This is a genomic window from Paenibacillus sp. LHD-117 (assembly GCF_030929555.1).
In the GTDB taxonomy this organism is placed as follows: Bacteria; Bacillota; Bacilli; order Paenibacillales; family Paenibacillaceae; genus Pristimantibacillus.
This window is the reverse complement of record NZ_JAVFVT010000018.1, coordinates 62,722-87,772: the sequence shown is the minus strand read 5'-3', so window position 1 is coordinate 87,772 and position 25,051 is coordinate 62,722. Positions and strand designations below refer to the sequence as shown.

Sequence of the window (25,051 nt, the reverse complement as noted above, 5' to 3'; positions counted from 1 at the left end):
CGTAGTCGAATCGAGTAGAGTTGTGGTATAATGAAAGCGTCGTTATGTAAGCGCCTTCCTTGGCGATGATTGACAGATTTGATGGGAGAGTGATAGTATGATCAACTTGCATCAAGAGCGTATACCCGCATCGGCACCAAACCCTAACTTAAAGAACTATGAAGAAGCGGCGGCTTCCTTCCAATGGGAACAGATCGAGAAACAATTCAGCTGGTACGAGACCGGGAAGGTCAACATGGCGTATGAAGCGATCGATCGCCACCTAGAGACCGGCAAGGGAGACAAGATCGCCCTCCATTACAGCGACAACGATCGAGACGAATCATATACGTTCCGTCAGCTAAGCGAGCAGTCGAACCGGTTCGCGAACGTATTGCGCAAGCTGGGCATCACGAAAGGCGAGCGCGTATTCATCTTCATGCCGCGGACGCCAGAGCTGTACTTCAGCGTACTGGGCGCGATGAAAGTTGGAGCCGTCGTAGGCCCGTTGTTCGAAGCGTTCATGGAGACGGCCGTGAAGGACCGGCTGCAGGACAGCGAAGCGGTTGCCATCGTTACGACGCCGTCGCTGCTGCATCGGATTAAGAGAGACGAGCTTCCGGCACTCCAGCATATCATCGTGTATGGAGACGACATTCCGTCCGAGGACGGAATCGTAAACTTCAAGAGTGAGATGGAAGCGGCTTCGGATTCAGCCGAAATCGAGTGGCTGGAACGCGAAGACGGTCTTATTCTCCATTATACATCAGGTTCCACAGGTAAACCAAAGGGCGTGTTCCATGCCCAAAACGCGATGATTCAGCACAAGTACACGGGACAAATCGTGCTTGACCTGAAAGAAGACGACATTTATTGGTGCACGGCCGACCCGGGATGGGTAACCGGCACTTCGTACGGAATTTTCGGGCCATGGCTCAACGGGGCGACGAACGTCATTCGCGGCGGACGTTTCAGTCCGAGCGATTGGTACGGCGTCATACAGAAATACGGCGTTACGGTATGGTACAGCGCGCCTACGGCGTTCCGCATGCTGATGGGCGCCGGTGACGACCTGTCCAAGCAATTCGATCTGTCGAGCCTCCGCCATGTTCTAAGCGTCGGAGAACCGCTTAACCCGGAGGTCGTACGTTGGGGAATGAAAGTATACAGCCAGCGCATTCATGATACGTGGTGGATGACCGAGACGGGCGGACAGCTCATCTGCAACTACCCGAGCATGGATATTAAACCCGGCTCCATGGGCAAGCCGTTGCCAGGTGTACGCGCAGCAATCATAGACGACAGCGGCAATGAAGTGCCGCCGTACCGCATGGGCAATCTGGCCATCCAAGTACCATGGCCGTCCATGATGCGCAAGATTTGGAACAACCCTTCGAAGTACGAGGAATATTTCCGCCTCGAAGGCTGGTATGTCTCCGGCGACTCCGCGTATATGGACGAGGACGGATACTTCTGGTTCCAGGGCCGAATCGACGATGTCATCAATACGGCGGGCGAGCGCGTGGGTCCGTTCGAGGTTGAGAGCAAGCTCGTCGAGCATCCGGCGGTCGCGGAAGCTGGCGTCATCGGCAAGCCGGACATGGTTCGCGGCGAGATCATCAAAGCGTTTATCGCGCTTCGCGAAGGGTATGAGCCGTCCGAAGAGCTGAAGAAGGAAATTTCCCAGTTCGTCAAGATCGGTCTTTCGGCGCATGCCGCACCTCGGGAAATCGAATTCAAAGATAAGCTGCCGAAGACGCGCAGCGGCAAGATCATGCGCCGCGTGCTCAAGGCTTGGGAGTTGAACCTTCCGACGGGCGATTTGTCCACCATCGAAGATTAATCGGAACGAGCGCGATTGCTCATCAACACAAATGTATTAGAAAAGGGCTATTCCTTGGTCGTTGACCTTCGGAATAGCCCTTCTTTTGTTGCATGGTTGTTATCCGCCAAGCGGTCGACCGAACGCGTTACCCTACGATTTTGATCTTCGAGGAAGGCGGGGAAGTTCCCGCCGCATTCTCGGCAACGACATAATAAGTTCCGGTTGCGAAAGGAGCGACATGCTCGTAGCTCGTCTGCGCGGTCGAACCGAGAAGCGCGTAGTTGCCGTCGTTGCCGGAGCTGTAATACACGTAATACTTCGTCACTTGATCAGAGACCGGATTTGCTGCCCAGCTGACCGTAACGCTAAGCGCAGAGCTTTCGGCTTGAAGGCCGGACGGGGCAGAAGGCGCGCCTTCGCCTCCGGATCCGCCTTCATTGCCGTCGCCAGGCATTCCGGGAAGCTCGGGTAGCTCCGGATTGATCGGGAGCTGGCCGTTCGACAGAACGGGGCTTGGCACCGATTCTTTGCCTACGACGTCGACGGCAACAACGTAATACGATGTGCTCTCCGTGTTCGAAGGCTTGAACGTTGCCGTATAGGCCTCGCCGAACAAGAGGGAATTGCCGAACTTCTCGTATGGCCCCATATTGACGGAACGGTAGATCCGGTAACCGACGACATCGGTAGACTTGCTGTCCGTGAAGGCGATCGTCAGATTGCCGTCGGCGCCCGGGGTCAGCTTTACGCCATTCGGCGGAGCGGGCGCCGCGCCGTCATCGACGCGCGGGTCCGTCTTCGAAGGCGCGTCGTTCGCCGCGTCCGCAGGGATGTAGATCTCCATCGGCCTGCGGTTATCCGCAGAAAGCTTGGCTTGCGCCGCTTTGATTTCATCCATTAGCGCGTCCAGCGGTTTCTTGCGTTTGACGACAATTTTCTCCTTCAGCATATCCGGTGGCGTCAGCTCGTTCGGCACGTAGTTGATTCCCTCGTACGTCACGATCTTCATGTTTACGAGCGCGTCATCTTGTTTCTTGGGCACGAACTTCTTATTGAACCAGTCCGTTACGATCATGCCGGCTTCCTGGGTAAGCGCACTTGGCAGCAAGCCGCTTGCTGTCGATACGGATGCCTTCACGATGCCTTCGGGTTTCGGGAAAGCCTCGGTCGTGAAGAGCCCCGGTTTTTGCGCCGTTACTTCGTTCATGATCATCGTCCAGATGGAACGCGCTCGCGTGCGTCCGTTGTTGGACAACGAATTGATTTGCTCCTCGTAGCCCGCCCAGACGCCAAGCGTGACGTCAGGGGAGAAACCCATGAACCAGACGTCGCCGTAGCTTTGCGTGGAACCGGTTTTGCCGGCAATCGGCACCTTGCCGTATTGTTTGAACTGCTTCGTGATTGCGTTGCCGGAACCCGACTTGCTCGAAATAACGGTTTTGAGCATATCCGTCATCAGGAACGCCGTCTGCTCGGAGAATACCTGCTTCGGCTGCGCCTGATGCTCGTAAACGACTTTGCCGTTCGCGTCTGTAATTCGATCGATCATGTACGCGTCGTTGAACACGCCTTGGTTCGGGATGGCGCCGTAGGCGTTCGTCATCTCCTCGACGGACACGCCTAGGCGGAGACCGCCGATTACGCCCGTCTGCGAATACGCATCTTCCGGCTGCAGCGTCGTGATGCCTAGCTGCTTGACGAATTCCCATGCCTTTTCGATCGTAACCTCTTCATTAAAGATTTTCAGCGCCGGCAAGTTCAGCGAGCGGTTAAGCGCGTCGCGGGCCGTAACGAGACCGGCGAACTTCCGGTTGACGTTCATCGGGATATGATATCCCTTCTGACCGTCCCTCAGGACGAGCGGCGCGTCGTCGATAATGCTGGCCGGCTGAATGATGCCTTCTTCGATCGCCGGCAAATATGCGGCGAGCGTCTTCATCGTAGAGCCCGGCTGACGAATCATCTGAGTGGCGAAGTTCATCTGCTCCTCGTAGAAGTCGCGACCTTCCAGCATGCCGATGATGGCGCCGGTTTTATGATCCAGCATAATTGCCGCGGTCTGCTCGAGGCCTTTCTCTTCGCTGTAAGGCGTAAAGTTTTCCTCGTTGCTTCCGATCTGGCGCATGATGTCGTACACTTGTTTGTCGATCGTCGTATAGACATGATAACCGCCACGGAGCAGCTGTTCCCTAGCTTGCTCGATAAGATCAGCGTTCTCCTTCTTGCGTAGATCTTCCTTCGTTAAGGTCGGATCCTCCTGCATGAGCAGCGCTTCCGCCGCCTGGCGCTCGGCTTCCAGCATGAGATAAGGATACGTCGTATACGCCTTCTCGCTTGGCGGGGCGACGGAGGCGCGAATATCGAACTTGATCGCCTCATCGTATTGCGTCTGATCTATTCTTCCCGTTTCGAGCATGCGCGTCAGCACGAGCTGCTGGCGTTTGACCGCGCGTTCGAAGCCGGCTTCGTTGAATTTGCCCGTTCCGGTGAAGGCGTTATACAACGATGGCAGCTGCGGCAAACCTGCAAGGTATGCCGATTGGGCGATATTGAGCTTGTCGAGATCGGTTACGCCGAAAATACCTTTGGCCGCGGCTTGGATGCCGAACACTTGATAGCCGTTGGATCCGTTGCCGAACGGCATTTTGTTCAAATAGGCGGCAAGTATTTCTTCTTTCGTTAAGTATCGTTCCATCCGCAGCGACAAGAAAATTTCCTTAATCTTGCGGCTGTCGGTTTTGTCCAGGCTCAGGAATACCCTGCGTGCCAGCTGCTGTGTCAGCGTACTTCCGCCCGTCTGCGTATCTTCATTGAACAGCTTCTGCTTGACGGCGCGGCCGAGACCGTTAATGCTCACGCCTTTATGTTCGAAAAATTCGTTGTCTTCCGTCGCCAGCAGCGCGTCGATGACCGTCTGCGGAATATCGTCGTATTCGACGACGATCCGGTCTTCATCCGTGCGGAGCTGTCCGACCAGCGAATCGTCGTTGAAATACACGTAGCCGGTCATCGAATATTCGCCGACTTTGTCCTGGATGACGGATTGCGGGCGAACCTCCTCGTCTTTGACGAGCGCAGCAACGTAACCAGTTACGGCGCCTCCCGCCAGAAGTCCGAAGAAAATCCCGAAGTAAACGATCCATTTTACCGTTATAAATGATACCAGTCCGAACATTCGCCATTTGCTGTATTTGGCTTGCGATGGCTTTTGATCCTCTTGCATGTTTATAACTCCTCCTCCAAAATAGCATTTCCATTATAGCACAAAACCCTTTTCGGTACATGTTTGAGCCCTTTCGCCGACTCGGCGGCATTCTTTGCGGGCGGATCACAAGGCAGAGCATTTTGTATTTATAATTCTTTAACGCATCCTAGGGAGGAAAAGTTTTGTATACAATAAGAAGGGATAGCCAAGGGATAATCAATTCCCGTGCATATCGCAAAAAAAATGATGGATTCCGTGTATTTTTAGCAACTTTTGGTTCTCATACACCGTATTAATTACGGTAAAGATGACAGGTTCTGGAGATACAGAATGGAGGTGGAAGATGGAAACGTTGTTTTTAACCTGTCTTGCGATCGGTATTCTGTTCGCGGTCGTCAGCGTTATTTTCGGAGATTGGCTGAGCCAGGCGATGGAAGGCGCTCTTGATTTCTTGTCGCTGGACGGTCCCGCGTTCCTAAGTCCAATGACGTTGTTCGGCGGCATTACGACATTCGGAGGAGCAGGGCTGCTTCTGGCCAGATATACCGCGCTTGGCGCGTGGGCCGTCGTGCTGCTCGCCTTGCTGATTGCGATCGCGCTCGGGACAGCGGTTTTCTTCCTGTACGTGAGGCCGATGGAGAACAGCGAAAACTCCATTGCGTTCACGCTTCAGTCGCTTTCCGGAGCGCTTGGCGAGGTCATTGTCCCTATTCCCGCGACGGGTTACGGCGAAGTGCTCGTTCGCGCGGGAGCGGGCGTGACGAATCAAATCGCGGCGAGCTTCGACCGGCAGCCGATTCCGGAAGCCGCAAGGGTCGTCGTCGTGGAAGTGAAGGACAGCGTGCTTTATGTCTCCGAGGTAAACCTGACTATTTAAGACGAGAGAGGAGAAATGCGGAAGATGCCAGATTTTTTGATCATTCCAGCAATCGTAGTAGGGGTGCTTGTCGTGCTCGGGCTTGCGTTCTGGGCGAGGTACAAGACGGTGAGCCCGGATGAAGCGATGCTCGTAACCGGTTCGTTCCTCGGCAGTCGCAACGCGTTAGTCGACGAATCGGGCCGCAAGGTCAAAATCATTCGAGGCGGAGGCGCCTTTATCCTCCCGGTGTTTCAGAAAGCAGAGTACTTATCCCTCTTGTCCCACAAGCTGGATGTTTCTACGCCCGAGGTGTACACGGAGCAAGGCGTTCCGGTTATGGCCGACGGCGTGGCGATCATCAAGATCGGCGGAGCCGTCGAAGACGTGGCGACCGCCGCGGAGCAATTCCTCGGCAAGCCGACCGAAGCGCTTAAGGGAGAGGCGCAGGAGGTGCTGGAAGGGCATCTGCGCGCGATTCTAGGTTCGATGACCGTCGAGGAAGTGTACCGCAACCGCGACAAGTTCGCGCAAGAAGTCCAAGGCGTTGCGGCGAAGGACCTGAAGAAGATGGGACTGCAGATCGTTTCCTTCACGATCAAGGATCTGCGCGACAAACACGGCTACCTGGACGCGCTCGGCAAGCCGCGTATCGCAGCGGTAAAGCGGGATGCCGATATCGCCGAAGCCGAAGCGGTACGAGACGCCAGAATTCAGAAGGCGCTTGCCGCAGAGGCCGGCCAGAAGGCGGAACTGCTGCGCGATACGAACATCGCGGAAGCGGAGAAGGATAAAGAGATGAAGGTGGCGTCCTTTAAGCGCGACCAAGACACGGCGAAGGCGGAAGCCGACCAAGCTTATTCTATTCAGGAAGCGCGTGCGAAACAAAGCGTCGTCGAGGAGCAGATGAAGGTGGAGCTCGTCCGCAAGGAGCGCGAGATCGACCTGGAAGCCAAAGAGATATTGCGTCGCGAGAAACAATACGATGCCGAAGTGAAGAAAAAAGCGGATGCTGACCGTTACGCCGTCGAACAAGCGGCGGAAGCGGATAAGGCAAAGCGGATTCGCGAAGCCGACGCGCTGCAGTATAGAATCGAAGCGGAAGCGAAGGCGCAGGCTGCGCAGAAACGGCTGGATGGTCTTGCCGTGGCGGAAGCCGAGAGAGCCAAAGGTACGGCGGAGGCGGAAGTCATCCGGCTGCGCGGTCTCGCGGAAGCGGAAGCGAAAGAGAAGCTGGCGGAGGCGTTCGCGAAGTTCGGCGAAGCGGCGGTGCTCGATATTATCGTGAAAATGCTGCCTGAACTCGCCGGCAAAGTCGCGGAGCCGATCGGCTCGATCGATAAGCTTACTGTAGTCGATACGGGGAACGGCGAAGGCGCGGCGCGGCTGAGCAATTACGTCACGTCGCTGATGTCGACGGCTCCGGAAATGCTGAAGAGCGTGTCCGGCATCGACGTGAACGCGCTGATCAAAGGGCTGACGTCCAAAGCGATCGCTCCTGCGCCGGGCTCCTCGGCGCTTGGCAAGAACCCGCTCGAGTCGGCGCCGACGAAGCAAAAGCCGTCGGTTACGCTGCATCAAGTGCCGAACACGCCACCGCCGGTTGAGGGATGATCCTCAGCAAAAAAACCTTGAACCGAAAACGGTTCAAGGTTTTTTTCGTTAAGAAGATTAACGGCTGTAGAATTCGACGATTTGTTTCTCGTCGATCTCTTGCGACAGCTCGCCGCGGTCAGGAAGACGAACGTATTTGCCTTCCATGCCTTGCTCGCTGAATTCCAGGTAGTTCGGAAGGTGATGACGGCCTTCCAGCGCTTCCTTGATGGATTTCAGGCCGCGGCTGCGCTCGCGCAGGCCGATAACGTCGCCGACAGATACCGTGTAGGAAGCAATGTCGACTTTCTTGCCGTTTACGGTAACGTGACCGTGAGCGACCAGCTGACGAGCTCCAGCACGGGAGTTCGCGAACGCTAGGCGGTAAACCAGGTTGTCCAGGCGGCTTTCCAGAAGCGCCATGAAGTTTTCGCCGGCTTTACCTTTTTGTTTCGCAGCTTTGTCGAACAAGTTGCGGAATTGTTTCTCGTTCATGCCGTACATGTGGCGAAGCTTTTGTTTCTCTTGCAATTGAACGCCGTAACCACTCAGTTTCTTGCGTTGGTTAGGGCCGTGCTGACCTGGAGGGAAAGGGCGTTTCAAGTCTTTGCCAGTACCGCTCAGGGAAATGCCGAGACGGCGGCTCAATTTAAATTTAGGTCCTGTATAACGTGCCATGCGTCGTGTTAACTCCTTCATCAAAGTAAATTTTGAGAATGGGGTTGTGTTTCGCGGTATAACGTTCATCGGACAAGACGTTGCTCGTCCCTGATAAGCACTTCAGCCGCTGGCCTACCAGTGAACCTTATTCCTGAGGGTGACACAAAACCGTACGCCCATGTTTTCAACAATTAATATTATATGATGTATAGCGGAAAAGTCAAGAAAGATTGTGTGCCGAGATTCTTTTTCCGGGAATTCGCAAAAAGCGGCTAAAGTCCTATAAAAAATGGAATGGTTAGTGCAAAAATCATAAAAATAAAGTATGATGTTGATAGAATTAGAAAGCTCATTTCCCTGCTAGACAGAGGAAGGGTAAGGTGCTGCATGGACAATAACCGGAAGGGAAACCATTCGATCTGGTTTGCCAATGAAGATATTCACGATGCGGACGAGCCTTATCTTCCTGCTTTATTAAAGGAGAGCTTCCTTGAATGGAGCGCCGAGGCCGCAGGTTTGCCGGCTTTCCGTAACGGTTTGTACGGAATTTACGGCAAGGATGCGATATGCCATGACACGGCAGGCGTAGATGATTTTGCAACCAAACAAGTGATCGGGGAAGCCGCCTTGCATGCGGTACGGAACGCGATGGCCGATGAAGCGCCTTATTACGCGCGGACGGGTTCCTTGCTAATCGCCGCGATTCCGATCTTCCGGCGCAAGAGCAAGACGCTGCTCGCTGTGTTCGCCTACGTTGCGCCCGAGGGTGCAACGACTTCGGAAGGCGAGCTTCAGGCGCATACCTTGCATTATCGGAGCTGCTTCTATAGGAGCTTCGAGCAGGTGTACGTGAAGGATATTCTGCTTGAGCAGCAGCGGAACGACCGCGAAGCGAACAGGCGGGATGCCTTATTCCTTGCCGCCAAGCGGCTGTACGACCAGATTGACGTGACTTCGGTATTAAACGAGCTGCTGCGCAGTTTGGAAACCTTGTATCCTCATTCGGAGGTACATCTCTATCTTTCTCAAGACTATGTGGACGGCGATGCGAGAGTGAGGCCGCTCGTCTTCAAAAATACGGCACACGACATCGTCGCGAAGGCTTTTCTCGACGGCAACCCCGCGACGGAGAAAGACCGGGACGGGAATACGCGCATCGCAATCCCGCTGTCCGGCAAACAAGCCGCATACGGGGTATTATGCATTTCCATGGGCTCCGGCAAGCAGAGCGACGACCTGGATCTGCCGGCGTTCCTGCTGCTCGCGGACACGGCGGGGTCGGCATTCGAGAACGCGAAGCTTTACGAGCAATCCAATCTGCTCATTAACGAGCTCCGCCTTATTAACGAGATGACGAAGCGGCTGAACCAATCGCTTCGGCTCAAGGAAATTTTCCAGTTCGCGACGAGCGAGCTGCTGACGATTTTTGACGCCGACTATTGCTGCGTGCTTCAATTGAATGCCGAGAAGGGACTATTCGAAGTGAAGTCCAGCAACATCCCTTCGATGGCGAGCGAGACGTTTTCGCCGGAATACGGTTTTTGCGGCATGATCTATCGAACGAAGGAACCGCTTATTATATCCGATTATTGGAACACAAGAGTCGTCTCTTCGAAGCTCATGGACAATACGGGCTCGCGCTCCTTGATTGCCGCGCCCATCTTCGTGGACGGTGAAGTCGTCGGCGTCATTCTGGTCACGCACAAGCTTCAGAACTTCTTCTCGTACGAGAATTATAAACTGCTGCAAGTGATGAGCACCCACATCGGTCTCGCGGTTACGAACGCATCCCTGCATGCCGAGGTGAGAAGAATGGTCATCACCGACAATCTGACAGGGCTGCACGCGCGGCACTATTTGGACGAGCAGATCCAGCGCCGTCAGCGCAAAGATCCGTTCGGGTCGCTTATTCTCGTTGATATCGATTATTTCAAACGGGTGAACGATACGTACGGCCATCAAGTGGGCGACCGAATCCTCGTTCAAGTGAGCCGCATCGTCTCGGGTGCGATTCGGCAAGACGATATCGCGGCCAGATGGGGCGGAGAGGAGCTCGCGATTTATTTGCCCGGCGTGCGTACGGAGCTTGCGCTTCGCATTGCGGAACGTATCCGCAAACAAGTCGCCGAGGAGACGGAGCCGACCGTGACGGTCTCCTGCGGCGTCTCCGAGTGGACGTTCGATCAAGATAAGGTCAGCGTCGAATCGTTGTTCTATAGGGCGGATATGGCGTTGTATGAAGCGAAGAACAAAGGTAGGAACTGCATTATCGTCGGCAGTCATTCTTAAATCATCATTTAAAGAAAAAAGAACGCCTCGTGGGCGTTCTTTTTTGTCTTGGCACTGGCAATCGTTTTTGGAATAACGGCTCTTCGAAATTGGGACGCTAGAGGCAAGAGCGGAAAATGTGGGAGGAATGACCATGAGGCTGAAGGGAAGACGCAAATTATTGCCGGTTTCGTTCCTGGCGTGGATTCTAGCGCTGTATACGATATCCGGCTGCGCGGCAGGTGCAGATACAAGGACGCCGAAGGAATGGCTGTCGTTATCCTACTCCGGACTTGCGGCGATGGATCAATATCATTTTACAGGATCGCTGAGCATGGGCATGGACGAAGGCGTCATGTTCAAACCGCAAATGTTCGAAGGCAAAGTCGTCAATCATCATCAATTAACGATCCAGTCAGATGAGAAGGATCCGATTAGCTGGAATCCGGTCGAGGTATTATCCAAGCTGAATCAATCGAATGCCGGCGTCAAGATCGTCCGCGAGGGAGTAATGGAATCGGAGACTGGCTCAGACAAGACGTTGACGATCCGAGTCGACGAGCTGCCGAAAGTAACGACCGAACGTTGGGACGGTCTGCTAAGGCAGCAATTCAATGACGTCGCGGGCGGTCCTATCGAGTCGTCGAACGCGTCAGCGGGCAAGAGGCGGATCGTAGAACAATCGAAGGCGGAGCTGGAGGAGATGCTGTCCCGGCTTCAAGCGACGGCCCATTACGAGATCGTCATCGATAAACAACGGTTGCTCCCTCTCAAAATGGAGGAAACGACGAGCTTCGCCTATACGCGAAACGGCAGGCCGGTCAAGGAGTCGCGTCAAACATCCGTGCGCTTCCAGAAGTTCGAAGGTTCCGTGGACGGTTCTGTGCAATAGAAAGGAATCATGTTAGGATGAAGAAGAGAGGCCGCGGCGCGATCCGCCCGGCGAACCCAATCATGAAGGAGCAGATATACGAATGCGAGACCCCAGATTGCAGAAGCTGGCCCAAAATTTAGTCCAGTATTCGGTAGACGTTCAGCCCGGCGAGAACGTCCTTATTGATATGATCGGCAGCGAGCGCGAGTTGACCAAATGTTTGATCGAAGAAGTCGCCAAACGAGGCGGAAGACCGTTCGTGGAGTCCAGCGACCGTTCCGTCCTGAGGACGATGCTAATGCACGTGACACAAGAGCAGCTTGAGCTGTGGGCGAAGCTTGACCTCGAACGAATGAAAAACATGCAGGCCTACATAGGCGTCCGCTCCGGCGACAATGCAAACGATCTCTCCGACGTGCCCGACGCGAACATGAAGCTGTATGAAAAGATTCATCGCAACCCCGTACATATGGAGCAGCGCGTGAAAAAAACGAAATGGGTGGTCCTTCGTTACCCGAATCCATCCATGGCTCAGCTAGCCAAAATGAGCACGGAAGCGTTCGAGGACTTCTACTTCGACGTCTGCAACCTGGATTACTCCAAGATGGAGGAGGCCATGGATCCGCTTCAGAAGCTGATGAACCGTACGGATCGGGTGCGCATCGTCTCGCCAGGCACCGATTTGACGTTCTCGATTAAAGGCATTGGCTCGAAGAAATGCTCCGGTCATCGCAACATTCCGGACGGGGAGGTGTTCTCCGCGCCGGTACGCGATTCCGTGAACGGCACGATTACGTACAACTCGCCGAGCGTTTATTCCGGCACAACGTTCCAGAACATTTCGTTCACGTTCGAGAACGGCCGAATCGTCAAGGCGGAGAGCAACGATACCGCGCGTCTGAACGAGATATTGGATACGGATGAAGGATCCCGTTATATCGGCGAATTCGCTATCGGTTTTAATCCGTACATTCTTCACCCGATGAACGACATTCTCTTCGACGAGAAGATTGCCGGCAGCCTTCATTTTACGCCGGGCCAGGCGTACGAAGAGACGGACAACGGGAATCGTTCCTCCGTCCACTGGGATCTCGTGCTCATTCAGCGCCCGGAATACGGTGGCGGAGAGATCTATTTCGACGACGTACTCATTCGCAAGGACGGATTGTTTGTCGTACCGGAGCTGGAAGGATTAAACCCGGATCATTTGAAATAATTGCAAATGAAGCGTTTTTTTCTCCAGCCCTCTTGATGGATGTTACGTTTCAGAGTATCATTGTGACAAAGGAAAGCTTTACTAATCCAACTGGAGGGATCGCCCATGTCCAACAACGCAGCAATTGTAGAAATTTCCCAAACGGCTAGCCAATTCACTTCTTCGATCGTATTACAAGCCGAAAGCAAATATATCGATGTGAAAAGTATCCTGGGTCTGTTCACGACTTTGGTCGGCGGTCATTCCTACGAACTACACGTTCACGGTCCAGACGCCGAGGAAGCGAAGAAAGCAATGGCAGACGTGTTCGCGAAACATAACCTTAACGTAACGGTTATTTCGGATTAAGATCCGATACATGCAAGCCCGGCGCTTCTTCCGCGAGGAAGGGGCGCTTTTCTGTTTTGTCCTTGTGTATTCCAGTGATTTCGTCTAATATAAAAGGTATAGAAGCTGGAGGCAAGACGCACAGGGGGGAGAAGCATGTCCGCACCGGAAGTTGCTGATAAGTTGCAGGAGAGAGCGTTGCGTCTTCTTCAGGAAGATGCAAGTAAGATAGAGAAGTTAATCGAAGTGCAAATGGAGAACCTGACGACTCGTCAGTGCCCGTTGTACGAGGAAGTACTGGATACGCAGATGTACGGATTCTCGCGAGAGGTCGACTTCGCCACGCGGGCAGGCTTGATCGCAGAGCAGACCGGCAAAGACATTATCAGCAGGTTGGAGCGCAACCTGGCTGTGTTATATGAAGCTTTGGATCGGAAGGGCAGCCTCTAGGGGCTGCTTTTTTGCGTTGAATGATGCGAATAGAAGATATTCGGCCAATAGCTGATTGGTTGTTGAAGGCGTGCCTTGCTTCGGAACGGCCGTTCCATTACAATAAAAGATATATGGTAAATTGAGGAGTGATAGACATGACGGAGGATCTTCAAACAGGCATCATCCGAATTTCTGACGACGTAGTAGCTACTATAGCAGGACTTGCAGCACTTGAAACGCCAGGCATTGCCGCCATGTCCGGCGGGATCTCCGAAGGACTTGCGAAGCGGCTCAGCGGCAAAAACGCGCAGAAAGGCGTATCGGTCGAAGTAGGTCAGCTTGAAGCGGCAATCGATCTCCGGATTATTGTCCACTATGGAATCCCGATTCAAGAGGTATGCCGGCAGCTTCAGCTGAACGTTCGTGAATCGGTCGAAAACATGACCGGCTTGCAGGTCGTAGAGGTTAACGTGAAGGTAGAAGGCGTTGCTTTCAAGGAAGAAGAACCGGATGAACCTCAGCAACGATTGAAATAACGAATGATTTGCCAATAAAGAAGGCACTTCCCGTTTAGCGGAGAGTGCCTTTTTGTTTAAAATAAAACTTCTGAAGCGCACTGATAGAGTTCCCTCAGCGTTTTGGTTTGTCGGTTTTGTCCGCTATCCGGTTGGACTCGCGGGAGATGCTCAGCAGGACGCCCATGCACATGAGACAGACAAGCATCGAAGAGCCGCCGTAGCTGATGAACGGCAACGTGACGCCCGTTATCGGGATCGTCGCGGTAACACCGCCGATATTGATGAAGGCTTGGATCGCGAATAGGCCTACGATGCCGACGCCCACCACCGTCCCGTACAAATCCGGGCATCGCAGCGCGACGATCAACCCCCGCCACAGGAACAGCAGGAAGAATAACAAAAACAGCGCGCTGCCGATGAAGCCGAACTCTTCGGCAATGACGGCGAAGATAAAATCGTTGTACGCGTACGACAAGTAATGGAGCTTCTGGACGCTCTCGCCGAATCCGGCTCCCGTCAATCCCCCATGACCGAGCGCTTGCAGCGACGAGATCAACTGGAACGCGCCGTCCTGCGCGTTGCCCATCGGATCCATAAAAGCGGTGAACCGTTCGATCCGATAGTTCCACGGATCCGGATCGATGGCCATCGATAAGCTGACCATGACGGTAATTGCCAACGCCGCGACGGTTCCAGTCAACATAATCTGTTTCAGATTGGCGCCGCCCGCAAGAATCATGACCGTCGCGCAGGCTGCAAGCACCATGCAAGAGCCTAGATCCGGCTGCAGCATGATGAGACCGCAGAAGAAACAAACGATAAGGATGACGGGCAACAAGCCGCGTTTGAACTCCCTGAACTTCTCCTCTTTTTTGGTGATCAGGGAGCCGAGGTACAGAATAAGCGTCAGCTTAGCGAATTCCGTTGGCTGAACGCCAAGCGAACCAATGCCGAACCAACTACGAGCGCCGTTGATTTCTTCGCTGACGAAAGGAACGACCAGCAGCATAAACAGGACGGGTCCGAGAAGCAGAATAAACCCGCGCTTGAACAGCTGATAACGCAGGTTCATGATAAACAGCATAATCATAATGCCTAGGCCAGCAAAAGCGAGCTGGCGTTTCGTGAAATATAACGCGTCGTTCCCGAACTTCGGCGATACTACCGCGATTCCGGAGCTGGCGCTGAACACCATCACAAGTCCAAAGCCGACGAGCAGCAGCGTCATGATGAGCAGCAGAAAGTCCGGCCTGCCTCGACTACCGTTCCCCGTTGCTTTCATGCTGATCCCTCTTCTTACAGAAGTTGTTTCTTAAGTTGGTCTAAACGCTGCGTGGCGGATTCCATGATATGTTTCGGAATCGGCGACTCGTATTCCATGCCATGCGGGAATGTAGCCCGTCCGATGTAAACCGCTTCGATATTCAGAACCGTGTGAGGATTCTCGAGCTTGCCTTCCACGGCGCGCGTATTGATGCGCAGGAAGTATTCGGAGCCGCTCGTGCGATCCGTCAGTTTCAAATCGTATGTAGCGCGATAATATTCCCATTGCCAACGAACGAACCCGACTTTGTCAGCCGCATCGTCCAGATGGTGCAATTCGCTCTGAACACCGTTTAATCCGGAGTTTTCAATAATCATTTCTGTTCCTCCCAAATTCACAAGACATAGTTGTACATTCTTTTCTCATGATAGTATGTTTCCCCAGTGAGCGCAACCCTTACTCCGGCGGGATGAACCGTTGTTCGTGACATTTTTGAGAATTATGGCGGCGCGCCGAATCGCGATGCAAGTCTTCCTTATTTCCGGCGATCTTGCTACACTAGAGTGAGAAGAACCGTTGAACAGGGAGGGGGATATCAGGATGGCGATTGAACGACGGCATACGGAGCAGATGCTTCATGGCCAGTATGCGAAGATGGTCGCTTGGCGCAGACATATGCACCAATATCCCGAGCTGTCATTCCGCGAGAAAGAAACCTCGTCGTGGATCGCCTCCCAATTGCAGGAGATGGGTTGCGAGACGAAGCTAGGGGTAGGCGGGCATGGCATCGTGGCATCCATCAGGGGGATGGGCGACGGTCCCTCGATCGCGCTGCGAGCCGATATGGACGGGCTGCCGATCCAGGACGAGAAGAGCTGCGATTATGCCTCGAAGGTGCCCGGCATCATGCATGCATGCGGTCATGACGGACACACTTCGGCGCTGCTTGCGGTAGCCGATTATTACTTAAATAACAGAGACAAGTTCCGCGGCGAGAGGAGACTGCTCTTCCAGCCAGCGGAGGAAGTGACGCCGGGCGGCGCGATCGAGATGGTAAAGGACGGGGCTATCGATGGAATTGACGCCATCTATGGGGTCCATCTATGGGCGCCGCTGCCTTACGGCACGGTTGCGTCAAGGCCCGGTCCGTTCATGAGCGCCGCGGACGAATTCGTCATCGATATCGAAGGGAAAGGCGGACACGGCGGCATGCCTCATCATACCGTCGATACGATTATCGCAGGCTCGGCGATCGTACAAGCCGTACAGACGATCGTCAGCCGCAACGTCAATCCGCTGCATCCGGCCGTCGTCACGATCGGATCCTTCCAGGCAGGGAGCACGAATAACGTCATCGCGGAGAAATGCCAGATGAAGGGCACGGTTCGCTCCTTCGATGAACGGACAAGGAAGTTGATCCATGACCGCTTAGAAGCCGTCGTCCGGCAGACGAGCGAGATGTACGGCGCGGCATGTCGTTACGACATCCGCATAGGATACCCGCCCGTCGTGAACGACGAAGCGGAAGCGGGACGGTTCTTCCGTGTCGCCGCGGAGCTGTTCGGCGCTGAAAGCGTCGAGCAAGCCGAACCGCTCACCGTCGCGGAAGATTTTTCGTATTATTTGGAGAAAGTGCCCGGCTGCTTTATGTTCGTAGGAGCGGGCAATCCAGAGGCTGGCGCAACGTATCCCCACCACCATCCGCGCTTCGACTTCGACGAGAGGGCTATGCTGTATTCCGCGAGGCTGTTGATCGGGATGGCCGAGGATTATGCGGGCACCAGCGCAAAACAATGAGCTTGCCGCGGACGCATGGGAGGATTATTCATCCTCCCATACCGCGACAAGCTCATTGTTTTCATTATACAATTCGGCGGGATCCGGTTCATTGTTGTTCCAGACGTTGTCGACCTCCCATACGAGGACGGAATCCGGGTCCGTCTTCGTCCCTTGCTGGCTCGACGTGATCCGAAGGGTGCCTTGCGCGGGTAATTGGATGGGCTCGAACGTATACGTCTGATTGCCCCTGACGCTGACGAGCTTCCAGCCGTCGAGATCGATGCTGTCGTAAGACGAATTTGTAATCGTCACAAGCTCCGATTGTTTATTGACTTCCAGTTTAATGCCTATTTGCTCCGCTTTTTTTACGGGAACGACGTCAGACTGACTAGTTTCTTCGCCGGACCTCCACAACCCGAGCATGTCGTGTTGGGCTTGCTGCTCCAGCCCCTTGTAGACGTTCTCCATCTTGACGTTCGGTTCGACGATAAGCACCTTGGCAAGACCTTCTTGCAGGAGGAGCTCGTTTAAGATCCGGCCATCCTTTAACTCCACGATCGCCAGCGTTCGACCGTATCGATCCTTGGCCTCTTGATCGTACGTCAGCCGTACCTCTCCCGATTCTTCAAGCAGCTTCTTCGAGAAAGCCGACGCTTCATTGCCATACGGCTCCGAGCCCTTGTCGTCGTTCGCGACCTCGGGCGTATCGATATAAAGCAGGCGTATCGTTTCGGCTTCTTTGCCATTCTTGATTCGGAACGTATCGCCATCGATGTAATCGGTTACTTCATGCCATTCTCCGGCCTTGATCGTACGCTCCGACAGTTTATCGACTGCGGTGCAGCCCGCCAGCGCGGAGAACACGATAAGAAAGAGAAGATAAAGTCGCTTCATGCGCGGCCTCCAATGCTTCGGATATCGACGTTCGCAACACCGTTCTTCCTACTATAACATATATTCTCCCTATAATCGAAGGATTGTACAGCATTCGACGGATAAAATCGCCTCGATCCATTCATACTGATGAAATGAGACGAGATCTGGAGGTAAATGCTGGAATGGAGCGAGCGATAATCGTGCAATCGGATTTGACGGTATTGCTCGATGAGAGAAGCAAGAATGCCGATAACGCGAGGGAGCTATTACATGGTTTCGCAGAGCTGGTAAAGCGTACCGGAGAAATGCATGCCTACAGGATTACGCCGATCACGATTTGGAACGCGCTGAGCGCGGGGGGCGATGCGGATACGATCGTACAAGACTTAGAGCAGCATGCCCGGTACGGGCTGCCTCTGCAAGCATCGGCTTCCATCCGCCTATGGGCCGGCAGATACGGCAAGCTGCAAATGTTTGAGGAATCGGGCCGTTTGATTCTATCGGGCAACAAGGCGATTCTAGGACAATTGGAAAGGTTTACTGCAGTGACGACGCGGATAAAGGAACGGATCAGCGCCGAGCGGTGGGAATTGATCCCCGAAAGCAGGGGCGATTTCAAGCAGGAACTCACCCGGCTGGGTTTCCCCGTGCTCGACCACGCCGGTTATCGCGATGGCGAAGCGTTATCCGTTCAGCTTCGGGCGGAGTCGACAAGAGGACGGGTTTTTGCGATGCGAAGCTACCAGATGGAGGCGCTCGACCGGTTCTTGCGAAACGGGAGCGTCCAAGGGGGCAGCGGCGTCGTCGTTCTGCCCTGCGGAACCGGGAAAACCGTCGTCGGGCTTGCGGCATTGACCCGCCTCGGAGCGGAGACGTTGATTCTGACGTCCAGCGTCACATCGGCACAGCAGTGGATGGACGAGCTGCTGGACAAAACAACGCTAACCGAAGCGCAGATCGGCTTGTATTGCGGTTCGTTCAAGCAGGTTAGACCGGTGACGATCAGCACCTATACGCTGCTTACCCACCGCAAGTCGAAAAACGATGGTTTCGCCAACATGAATCTGTTCTCGGAGCGGGATTGGGGGCTCATTATCTACGACGAGGTGCACTTGCTGCCGGCTCCGGTATTTCGAATGACCGCGTCGCTCCAAGCGACGAGAAGACTTGGACTGACGGCGACGCTCGTGAGGGAGGACGGCTGCGCAGAGGATGTTTATTCGTTGATCGGACCGAAGCTGTTTGACATGGAATGGAAAAAAGCAGAAGCAGGCGCCTTTATCTCTGTCGTTAATTGCGCCGAGATTCGCGTTCGCCTGCATGACTCCCAAACGGCGGACTATGCCGAATCAGGAGCAAGTGGAAAGCTTAGAATCGCGGCCGAGAATCGCAATAAGCTGCCCGTCGTCCGCGAGCTGCTGGGACGTCACGAGGGGAAGCCGACGCTCATTATCGGCCAATATTTGAATCAGCTTCATCAAGTCGCGCAAGAGCTTGATGCCCCGCTGCTCACGGGCGAAGTATCGCAAGAGGAGCGCTCCGTCTTGTACGATCGATTTAAACAAGGCGATATTCAGGTGCTCGTCGTTTCGAAAATAGCGAATTTAGCTGTCGACTTGCCGGATGCGGCAGTTGCCATCCAATTGTCGGGGAGCTTCGGTTCCCGGCAGGAGGAAGCGCAGCGGATCGGCAGATTGCTGAGGCCCAAACAAGGGAATAATGAGGCTTGGTTCTACACGCTCGTCACCGATGGGACCAAAGAGACGGAATTTGCCTTGAAGCGCCAGTTGTTCATGATGGAGCAAGGGTATATGTACGAGCGGCAAAAGCTGTCGGACGAAGAAAGGTCTGTCGCGGATTTAGAGGGAGGTGCCCTTCGATGTTAGTCAAGCAGTTGGCGGCCAAAATGTCACCCGAACAAAGACGGGATGTCTCTGCTTCCCCGATATGGGAGCATGTCGCAAATCTTTCCCTTCCTTGGGAGGAGGCGATCGTTGAAGGCGATGCCGAAGCCATTCCAATCGCCTATGACCGCTTGCCCAAATACGCGGCAGATGTGTTGCGAACCCTCCTCCTCATCAGCGGGCCTGCACCGATAGAAGAAGAGAAACTTATCGCCGTGCTGCGCGCGCGCACGCGTCTTTCGGGATCGGAATGCAGAATCGGCCTGGCCAGGCTGGGCGAAGCAGGCGTAGCGTTCGCGGTTCGTAAAGCCTGGGGGGAACGATTATGGGTCATCCCATCCGATCTATATGTCATGTGGATGCACCACATTTATCCGTGCGCTACGCATGTGGAAGGATTGGTACTGTCGCAAGTGGTTCCGCTCATGAACGACGATGGGCAATTCGAGGCATCGCCCACGCCATTCGACAGGAGCTTCCTATATGGCCTTTCTCTGATCGCCCGATCGGAAGCCGGACTTACGTCGAAGGGGCTGCTGCCCAAAAAGACGATCGAACGGCTGGCATCGTTATTCGAGGGTATCGAAAAACCTCTTGACCGTTTTGGGCTCCAATGGGCAAGCAGCGGCCACTATCCGATCGGCGTCGCGATGTTCTTGGAAGCAGCCCATGTTTTCGGGTTGCTGGAATCTCGGGATAATCGGCTGGCGCTGCGGACGCCGCGTCTTGAACGATGGCTTGAGGATCCCCGGCGCGAGCGGGAGCTGCAGGACTGGCTCAGCAGCAGGCTCATGGAAGCAGCGGGCTCCGACTCGGTAGCGGGGGCCGCAATTCTAAGCCTTCGGCGGGAATCGTCCGAAGGGCATTGGCATTCTTCGGCTGCGTTATCGCATGCCGAGAAGCTGCGGAGCAGCGAGGGAAGCGCAGGCATGGAGGCGGCGGATTGGACGATGCCGAGCAGCTGGACGGCAATATGGTTGGATGTATACTACGCTTTCGGGTGGCTGGAATTAGGCCAGTCTTTTGAAAATGACGAGGCGGGCTCCCGTTTGTTCCGCTGGAAGAATCGTCCTTCCGATCATCGGGCGGAATTGGTCATTCAGCCGAACGGCGAATTGATTGCGGGACCTGGCTGCGGGAATGCTTGCAGGTGGGAACTGGAGCTTATTACGGAGCGAAAGGCCGATGAGGAGCTGACGCTATACGCGATTACGCCCGCAACGATCGCGGCTGCTCTGGAGCTTGGAAGGACAAAAGCTTCGATCACCCGATTTCTTCGGGCTGCGAGCGACGCTGAGAACTTGCCTCCCTCCGTGGAGGCGATTCTCGAGCAATGGACAAGCCGGGCATGCCAATACGAATTCGCCCAAGTGACGCTGCTGCGATGCAGCTCGCCCGATCGTGCCGATTGGCTTGCCGAACAGCCGGGGGCGGTCACTTATTTGCTTCAGCGAATAGGTCCGCTGGATTTCCTTGTCTCGGCTGAGCATGTATCTCCAATGCGGAAGCTGCTTCAGCAAGAGGGGTTCCCGCCGCGCAAGGGCATCGCGGTATCGCTGCAAGCCCAAGAAAACGAAAGTTTCGCCTATCCTTCCTTCGTCATCGCAGGACTGGAGAGCGAAGGACGGTCTTCGAGTAGCGGAGCCGCCGACGGCGGCCTTGACGGAACAGAAGGACAGTTCGTCTACGATCCATTCTCGCTGCGGCATTATGCATTGGCGGACGCGCCTGCCTCGTTGCGGTATCCTATCGCGGATTGGGAGGCAGTGCCGCAAATGTGGTCCAGACAGCTGCGCAATTACCATCTCTCCACGCGCAAAGAGCTGCTTCAGAAGGCGATCTCGCTCGAAACTTCCGTGCGGCTTCGAATGAAAGGAGAGCTGCGCACGTTCATCCCCGAGCGGCTGGATCAGCGGGGCAACGACTGGTGGGTGACCGGACTTTGGGAGGATCAGGATGCCGGCGACCGAAGCCGCCTTACGCCTGATATGTGGGACGAGATGGGGCTCGCGTTGCCGGACGGACTGCCAACCTAACGACTCTATCTATTGGCTAACGGCTTGTGATATGATAATGTAGTAGCAAGCATGAGGAAAGAGGTGGATCGATGCCAATTGCCGAGCCTGATATGATTTCGGCTATGGATGGGCAGGGGGACGCCGCCGGTGCAACGCTTGACATGGCGTCGTTGCTGCTCAGCGCTTACGAATTGGGTGACTGGATTAATCAATCGGCGGAAGTTGCCGAATATGCATATTGGAAGACGGTAGTGAGCGGGGATACGGAAGCGGCCCAGCGCAAACGGGAATTCGCGAAAGCGAAGGAGTTGTTCGCCGAATGCGAGCGCTTCGGTCGGTTTCATCCCGACTATCACGAAGCCAAGGATAAAATGAAATCCGCGGAGAAGCGGCTGGACGAGATCGAAAGCGTCAAGCGCTTCAAACTTGCGGAGCAAGCGGTAGACGAGATGCTGCACGAGGTTGCCCTCTTGATCGCGGAATCGGTCTCGGACACGATCAAGGTGCCGAGCAACGAGAAGGGATCGGGCGGCGGCTGCGGAAGCGGCGGTTCGTGCGGCTGCGGAAGCGGCGGCTGCGGATAGCCGAGCGAACGAAGTTTCACCGCGATTGTTGAGGGGGCGGAAGAGATGTTGCCGGATCGAACGGGTTTTATCGTGTGGGTAAGCGACTTGAAGGCGGCCAGGGCATTGGAGCGTTTCGGGAGCGTCCATTATATGTCCAGGAGGCTGCATTATGTCGTCTTGTATATGAACGCCGATCGCGCGGAGGAATCCGTGAGACAGATGACTCGCCTGTCTTACGTCCGTAAAGTCGAGCGGTCTTACCGCAACGAAATTAAGACCGAATACAGCAAGGATAACGAAGATAAGACTCGCTTCTACAGTTTGTAAGCTACTGGAAACGAACAGCGCTTATGCTCATGGGCACATGAGCATAAGCGCTTTTTTTATTTGGAAAATAACTTATTTTTACAAAAATGGCCCGTCTTTATTTTATTGTTGAAATATCGGACGGCCATGGTAAAATGGTTGTATATACATAGGATAAAAGCCCTGGTTCCTTGGGAGGAGTAGGTTGCGAGATGAAGGATAAAATGACGAGAAGATGGAGCACATATGAGTCGTTTTATGTTGAGCTTGGCGACAAAAAGGTGGTTGACATCATCATTACCAACCACGCGAAGAGTCGGTGGCTCGACCGCATCGAGACGGAGAAAACCGGTTACGACGATATTGCCGAATACTTATGGGAATGTTTGAAGAAGGGCCGCATCGAACCTTACTATCGCAATGAGCAGGACGTTTATTTGATTGATGACGATCTCGTATTCGTAGCCGAATTCTCGGAATCGTTGACGGAGCGGGATTTGCTGGGCATGCCGCTGCATAAGATGATCGTGGTTACATTCCTCGGCCGCATGTCGGAGACGATCGAGCTTCGGGACTTGAAGTCCTATTACTCGTGGCTTAGGCATTCCAGACGAATGACTTTAATCAAAAATAGCCGAAAACGCAAATAAAATCTTAAATCTGCAATATTACATTTATTGGATTGACGCGCGAGCCGCAAGGGTGCGCGTTTTTTTTTGTTTCATTGTTTAGAATAAATAAGTGGGAAGTTATAACTTTCATGCGCTCATGTTGTATAATAAGGAACAAAGAAAGGACGGTCCTTCATGGCGCTAAATTTCCATCAGTTGCATATTTTTTATACGGTTGCGGATCGAGGCAGCTTCTCGGCAGCCGCGCAATCGCTGCATATGACTCAGCCCGCGGTGACGATGCAGGTCCAGTCGCTCGAGGATTATTTCGGCACGAAGCTGCTGCACCGCTCGACGAAGCGGATCGAACTGACCGAAGCGGGGAAGGCGCTCATGCCTTACGCGAAGAGCAGCATCGACCTCATCCGTGACACGGACCAGGCCATGTCGGCGTTTACCAAGCAGCTCAAAGGAAGGCTGCAGCTCGGCTCCAGCCTGACGATCGGCGAATATATTTTGCCGCGCCTGCTCGGGCCGTTCGGGCAAGAGTATCCTCATATTTCCATCAGCATGAAAGTGATGAACACCGCACAGATCATGGAAGATATTTTGAATCATCAGCTTAACTTCGGACTCATCGAAGCGCCGATCAATCATCCTGACATGCATATGGAAGCCGTCATGAACGACGAGCTGGTGCTGGTCGTACGCCGGGACCATCCGCTGGCGGAGGCGGAAGAGGTGTCGCTTGAGGATGCGCTTCAATTTGCCTTCGTGCTTAGGGAGCAAGGTTCTGGGACGAGGCTGGTCATGGAAGAACAGCTGCGGAACAAACAAATCGATCCGGCTTCGATGAAGATCGTCATGGAACTGGGCAGCACCGGAGCCGTCAAGTCGGCCGTGGAAGCGGGTCTTGGCATCTCGATTCTATCTTCGTCCTCGGTGAAACACGAGATCGCACTTGGGCTTGTCAAAACGGTGAATCTGACCGACGCGAAATTTCACCGCCAGTTTTATTCGATCTATCTGAAGTCGGCGCTGCTGCCAATCTCCGCGGTTACGTTCTTGACCTTCCTAAGAGAGAGGGATCTGAAACAATGGCTCTAGCAACGGACGGACGAGCGGATTTGCACGCGCACACGACCGCTTCGGACGGCATGTATGCCCCCGCAGAAGTCGTGCGCAAGGCGTTTGCCGCAGGGCTTCAAGCTGTCGCGATAACGGATCACGATACGGTAACGGGCGTCGAAGAGGCGTTGCGGGAAGGCGAACGAATCGGCATGACCGTCGTGCCGGGCGTTGAGATCAGCTCCTATGCCGATGGCACGGATATACATGTGCTCGGTTACTACACCGACAACGCCGACGGGTTATGGCAGCAGCGGCTCGAGAGCCTGCGCGGCGTAAGGGCGAATCGCAACACACTCATCGTGCACAAGCTGCAGTCGCTCGGCATCCCTATCGAATGGGAGGATGTGCTGGCTGTGGCATCGGCGAAGCAAACGGAAGCGGGGGGCAAAGGAAAAAGCATCGGCCGCCCCCACATTGCGGAAGCGTTGATCCGGCAAGGCGTCGTCACCACGATGGCCGAAGCCTTCGACAAGTATTTGGCTTCGGGCGCCGCGGCCTACGTCGAACTGCCGAGGGTTCACCCGGCCGAGGCGATCGGCTGGATCAAAGATGCTGGAGGCGTCAGCGTCATCGCGCATCCCGGCTTATATGGGAAGGACGGGCTGGTCGAGGAGCTTATTCGCTCGGGCGCGGACGGCATCGAGGTCTATCATCCCGATCACGGCTTTGCCGAGGAGGAGCGTTATAACGAAATCGCCCGCCGGCACGGAATCGTGGCGACGGGCGGTTCGGATTATCATGGAGAGAGGCAAGGAGTCGGCTATCATGGTGAGCTTGGAAGCCGTACCGTGCCGGCGTCTGCCGTGCTTGACCTCATGAGGTCAAGAAGAAACGCGTAATTCG

At 54.5% G+C, this 25,051-nt stretch carries 22 protein-coding genes; 17 read left to right on the top strand and 5 right to left on the bottom strand.

All coding sequences use genetic code 11. The features are described 5' to 3' along the window. Positions 1 to 97 precede the first annotated feature (97 nt). On the top strand, positions 98 to 1,822 hold the full coding sequence (gene acsA / locus RB620_RS15645) for an acetate--CoA ligase (RefSeq protein WP_308095813.1): 1,725 nt from the start codon (positions 98 to 100) through the stop codon (positions 1,820 to 1,822). 127 nt (positions 1,823 to 1,949) lie between these two features. Here the strand turns inward: acsA and RB620_RS15640 are convergent, their stop codons facing one another. Beyond that, positions 1,950 to 5,027 carry a transglycosylase domain-containing protein gene (locus RB620_RS15640; protein WP_308095812.1) on the bottom strand — a complete coding sequence of 1,026 codons (3,078 nt, stop codon included), beginning with the start codon at positions 5,025 to 5,027 and terminating at the stop codon, positions 1,950 to 1,952. Between the two features lie 325 nt (positions 5,028 to 5,352). Here RB620_RS15640 and RB620_RS15635 point away from each other — a divergent pair, with 325 nt between their 5' ends. Together RB620_RS15635 and RB620_RS15630 are read left to right on the top strand one after the other, a co-directional pair. Then, entirely contained in the window at positions 5,353 to 5,886 is a 534-nt protein-coding gene (locus tag RB620_RS15635) for an NfeD family membrane protein (protein ID WP_308095810.1), read from the top strand. A 24-nt stretch (positions 5,887 to 5,910) separates the two neighbouring features. Further along, positions 5,911 to 7,479: a flotillin lipid rafts scaffold protein FloT gene (locus tag RB620_RS15630; RefSeq protein WP_308095809.1), complete on the top strand. Its 1,569-nt coding sequence runs from the start codon at positions 5,911 to 5,913 to the stop codon at positions 7,477 to 7,479. 57 nt (positions 7,480 to 7,536) lie between these two features. Here RB620_RS15630 and rpsD read toward each other — a convergent pair whose 3' ends face one another. Further along, on the bottom strand, positions 7,537 to 8,136 hold the full coding sequence (gene rpsD, locus RB620_RS15625) for a 30S ribosomal protein S4 (protein WP_308095807.1): 600 nt from the start codon (positions 8,134 to 8,136) through the stop codon (positions 7,537 to 7,539). Between the two features lie 369 nt (positions 8,137 to 8,505). Between rpsD and RB620_RS15620 the strand changes: the two genes are divergently transcribed. The 6 genes from RB620_RS15620 to RB620_RS15595 all read left to right on the top strand — a co-directional run bounded on the left by RB620_RS15620 (position 8,506) and on the right by RB620_RS15595 (position 13,771). After that, on the top strand, positions 8,506 to 10,407 hold the full coding sequence (locus tag RB620_RS15620) for a sensor domain-containing diguanylate cyclase (RefSeq protein WP_308095805.1): 1,902 nt from the start codon (positions 8,506 to 8,508) through the stop codon (positions 10,405 to 10,407). A gap of 133 nt (positions 10,408 to 10,540) precedes the next feature. After that, entirely contained in the window at positions 10,541 to 11,278 is a 738-nt protein-coding gene (locus RB620_RS15615) for a hypothetical protein (RefSeq protein WP_308095804.1), read from the top strand. An 82-nt stretch (positions 11,279 to 11,360) separates the two neighbouring features. Continuing rightward, positions 11,361 to 12,476 (top strand): aminopeptidase, encoded by a 1,116-nt coding sequence (locus RB620_RS15610; RefSeq protein ID WP_308095802.1) that lies wholly within the window; start codon positions 11,361 to 11,363, stop codon positions 12,474 to 12,476. A 105-nt stretch (positions 12,477 to 12,581) separates the two neighbouring features. Then, complete coding sequence (locus RB620_RS15605) at positions 12,582 to 12,824, top strand: HPr family phosphocarrier protein (protein ID WP_308095800.1); 243 nt, start codon at positions 12,582 to 12,584, stop codon at positions 12,822 to 12,824. A 135-nt stretch (positions 12,825 to 12,959) separates the two neighbouring features. Beyond that, positions 12,960 to 13,253 (top strand): Fpa/YlaN family protein, encoded by a 294-nt coding sequence (locus RB620_RS15600; protein WP_308095798.1) that lies wholly within the window; start codon positions 12,960 to 12,962, stop codon positions 13,251 to 13,253. A 137-nt stretch (positions 13,254 to 13,390) separates the two neighbouring features. After that, positions 13,391 to 13,771, top strand: coding sequence for an Asp23/Gls24 family envelope stress response protein (locus RB620_RS15595; RefSeq protein ID WP_308095796.1), 381 nt, complete (start codon positions 13,391 to 13,393; stop codon positions 13,769 to 13,771). 94 nt (positions 13,772 to 13,865) lie between these two features. On the opposite strand, the gene ftsW is transcribed toward RB620_RS15595, so the two are convergent. Both ftsW and RB620_RS15585 read right to left on the bottom strand, forming a co-directional pair. Further along, on the bottom strand, positions 13,866 to 15,035 hold the full coding sequence (gene ftsW / locus RB620_RS15590) for a putative lipid II flippase FtsW (RefSeq protein ID WP_308095795.1): 1,170 nt from the start codon (positions 15,033 to 15,035) through the stop codon (positions 13,866 to 13,868). Positions 15,036 to 15,049: 14 nt separating this feature from the next. Next, positions 15,050 to 15,394, bottom strand: a complete 345-nt coding sequence (locus tag RB620_RS15585) for a YugN family protein (RefSeq protein WP_308095794.1) — start codon at positions 15,392 to 15,394, stop codon at positions 15,050 to 15,052. Positions 15,395 to 15,617: 223 nt separating this feature from the next. Between RB620_RS15585 and RB620_RS15580 the strand changes: the two genes are divergently transcribed. Beyond that, positions 15,618 to 16,814 carry a M20 family metallopeptidase gene (locus RB620_RS15580; protein WP_308095793.1) on the top strand — a complete coding sequence of 399 codons (1,197 nt, stop codon included), beginning with the start codon at positions 15,618 to 15,620 and terminating at the stop codon, positions 16,812 to 16,814. A 24-nt stretch (positions 16,815 to 16,838) separates the two neighbouring features. On the opposite strand, the gene RB620_RS15575 is transcribed toward RB620_RS15580, so the two are convergent. After that, on the bottom strand, positions 16,839 to 17,690 hold the full coding sequence (locus RB620_RS15575; protein WP_308095790.1) for a thermonuclease family protein: 852 nt from the start codon (positions 17,688 to 17,690) through the stop codon (positions 16,839 to 16,841). A gap of 164 nt (positions 17,691 to 17,854) precedes the next feature. Between RB620_RS15575 and RB620_RS15570 the strand changes: the two genes are divergently transcribed. The 7 genes from RB620_RS15570 (at position 17,855) to RB620_RS15540 (ending at position 25,047) form a co-directional block, all read left to right on the top strand. Further along, positions 17,855 to 19,558, top strand: a complete 1,704-nt coding sequence (locus tag RB620_RS15570) for a DNA repair helicase XPB (protein WP_308095789.1) — start codon at positions 17,855 to 17,857, stop codon at positions 19,556 to 19,558. Further along, positions 19,552 to 21,612, top strand: a complete 2,061-nt coding sequence (locus tag RB620_RS15565; RefSeq protein WP_308095787.1) for a helicase-associated domain-containing protein — start codon at positions 19,552 to 19,554, stop codon at positions 21,610 to 21,612. The genes RB620_RS15570 and RB620_RS15565 overlap by 7 nt, the downstream gene beginning before the upstream one ends. Before the next feature lie 104 nt (positions 21,613 to 21,716). After that, positions 21,717 to 22,178, top strand: a complete 462-nt coding sequence (locus tag RB620_RS15560) for a YlbF/YmcA family competence regulator (RefSeq protein ID WP_374121414.1) — start codon at positions 21,717 to 21,719, stop codon at positions 22,176 to 22,178. 45 nt (positions 22,179 to 22,223) lie between these two features. Then, positions 22,224 to 22,487, top strand: coding sequence for a YlbG family protein (locus RB620_RS15555; RefSeq protein WP_308095785.1), 264 nt, complete (start codon positions 22,224 to 22,226; stop codon positions 22,485 to 22,487). A 191-nt stretch (positions 22,488 to 22,678) separates the two neighbouring features. Beyond that, positions 22,679 to 23,116: a hypothetical protein gene (locus RB620_RS15550; protein WP_308095783.1), complete on the top strand. Its 438-nt coding sequence runs from the start codon at positions 22,679 to 22,681 to the stop codon at positions 23,114 to 23,116. Between the two features lie 156 nt (positions 23,117 to 23,272). Next, a complete protein-coding gene (locus RB620_RS15545) occupies positions 23,273 to 24,184 on the top strand; it encodes a selenium metabolism-associated LysR family transcriptional regulator (protein WP_308095781.1) in 912 nt (303 codons plus the stop codon). Continuing rightward, positions 24,175 to 25,047, top strand: coding sequence for a PHP domain-containing protein (locus RB620_RS15540; protein WP_308095779.1), 873 nt, complete (start codon positions 24,175 to 24,177; stop codon positions 25,045 to 25,047). Before RB620_RS15545 ends, RB620_RS15540 begins: the two co-directional genes overlap by 10 nt. Positions 25,048 to 25,051 lie beyond the last annotated feature (4 nt).

Coding starts and splice junctions, on each gene's coding strand:
- RB620_RS15570 (WP_308095789.1), top strand. CDS start 17,855: ATGGAGCGAGCGATAATCGTGCAATCGGATTTGACGGTATTGCTCGAT.
- ftsW (WP_308095795.1), bottom strand. CDS start 15,035: ATGAAAGCAACGGGGAACGGTAGTCGAGGCAGGCCGGACTTTCTGCTG.
- RB620_RS15600 (WP_308095798.1), top strand. CDS start 12,960: ATGTCCGCACCGGAAGTTGCTGATAAGTTGCAGGAGAGAGCGTTGCGT.
- RB620_RS15640 (WP_308095812.1), bottom strand. CDS start 5,027: ATGCAAGAGGATCAAAAGCCATCGCAAGCCAAATACAGCAAATGGCGA.
- RB620_RS15580 (WP_308095793.1), top strand. CDS start 15,618: ATGGCGATTGAACGACGGCATACGGAGCAGATGCTTCATGGCCAGTAT.
- RB620_RS15605 (WP_308095800.1), top strand. CDS start 12,582: ATGTCCAACAACGCAGCAATTGTAGAAATTTCCCAAACGGCTAGCCAA.
- RB620_RS15595 (WP_308095796.1), top strand. CDS start 13,391: ATGACGGAGGATCTTCAAACAGGCATCATCCGAATTTCTGACGACGTA.
- RB620_RS15630 (WP_308095809.1), top strand. CDS start 5,911: ATGCCAGATTTTTTGATCATTCCAGCAATCGTAGTAGGGGTGCTTGTC.
- RB620_RS15560 (WP_374121414.1), top strand. CDS start 21,717: ATGGATGGGCAGGGGGACGCCGCCGGTGCAACGCTTGACATGGCGTCG.
- RB620_RS15615 (WP_308095804.1), top strand. CDS start 10,541: ATGAGGCTGAAGGGAAGACGCAAATTATTGCCGGTTTCGTTCCTGGCG.
- acsA (WP_308095813.1), top strand. CDS start 98: ATGATCAACTTGCATCAAGAGCGTATACCCGCATCGGCACCAAACCCT.
- RB620_RS15575 (WP_308095790.1), bottom strand. CDS start 17,690: ATGAAGCGACTTTATCTTCTCTTTCTTATCGTGTTCTCCGCGCTGGCG.
- RB620_RS15585 (WP_308095794.1), bottom strand. CDS start 15,394: ATGATTATTGAAAACTCCGGATTAAACGGTGTTCAGAGCGAATTGCAC.
- RB620_RS15620 (WP_308095805.1), top strand. CDS start 8,506: ATGGACAATAACCGGAAGGGAAACCATTCGATCTGGTTTGCCAATGAA.
- rpsD (WP_308095807.1), bottom strand. CDS start 8,136: ATGGCACGTTATACAGGACCTAAATTTAAATTGAGCCGCCGTCTCGGC.
- RB620_RS15545 (WP_308095781.1), top strand. CDS start 23,273: ATGGCGCTAAATTTCCATCAGTTGCATATTTTTTATACGGTTGCGGAT.
- RB620_RS15555 (WP_308095785.1), top strand. CDS start 22,224: ATGTTGCCGGATCGAACGGGTTTTATCGTGTGGGTAAGCGACTTGAAG.
- RB620_RS15540 (WP_308095779.1), top strand. CDS start 24,175: ATGGCTCTAGCAACGGACGGACGAGCGGATTTGCACGCGCACACGACC.
- RB620_RS15565 (WP_308095787.1), top strand. CDS start 19,552: ATGTTAGTCAAGCAGTTGGCGGCCAAAATGTCACCCGAACAAAGACGG.
- RB620_RS15550 (WP_308095783.1), top strand. CDS start 22,679: ATGAAGGATAAAATGACGAGAAGATGGAGCACATATGAGTCGTTTTAT.
- RB620_RS15635 (WP_308095810.1), top strand. CDS start 5,353: ATGGAAACGTTGTTTTTAACCTGTCTTGCGATCGGTATTCTGTTCGCG.
- RB620_RS15610 (WP_308095802.1), top strand. CDS start 11,361: ATGCGAGACCCCAGATTGCAGAAGCTGGCCCAAAATTTAGTCCAGTAT.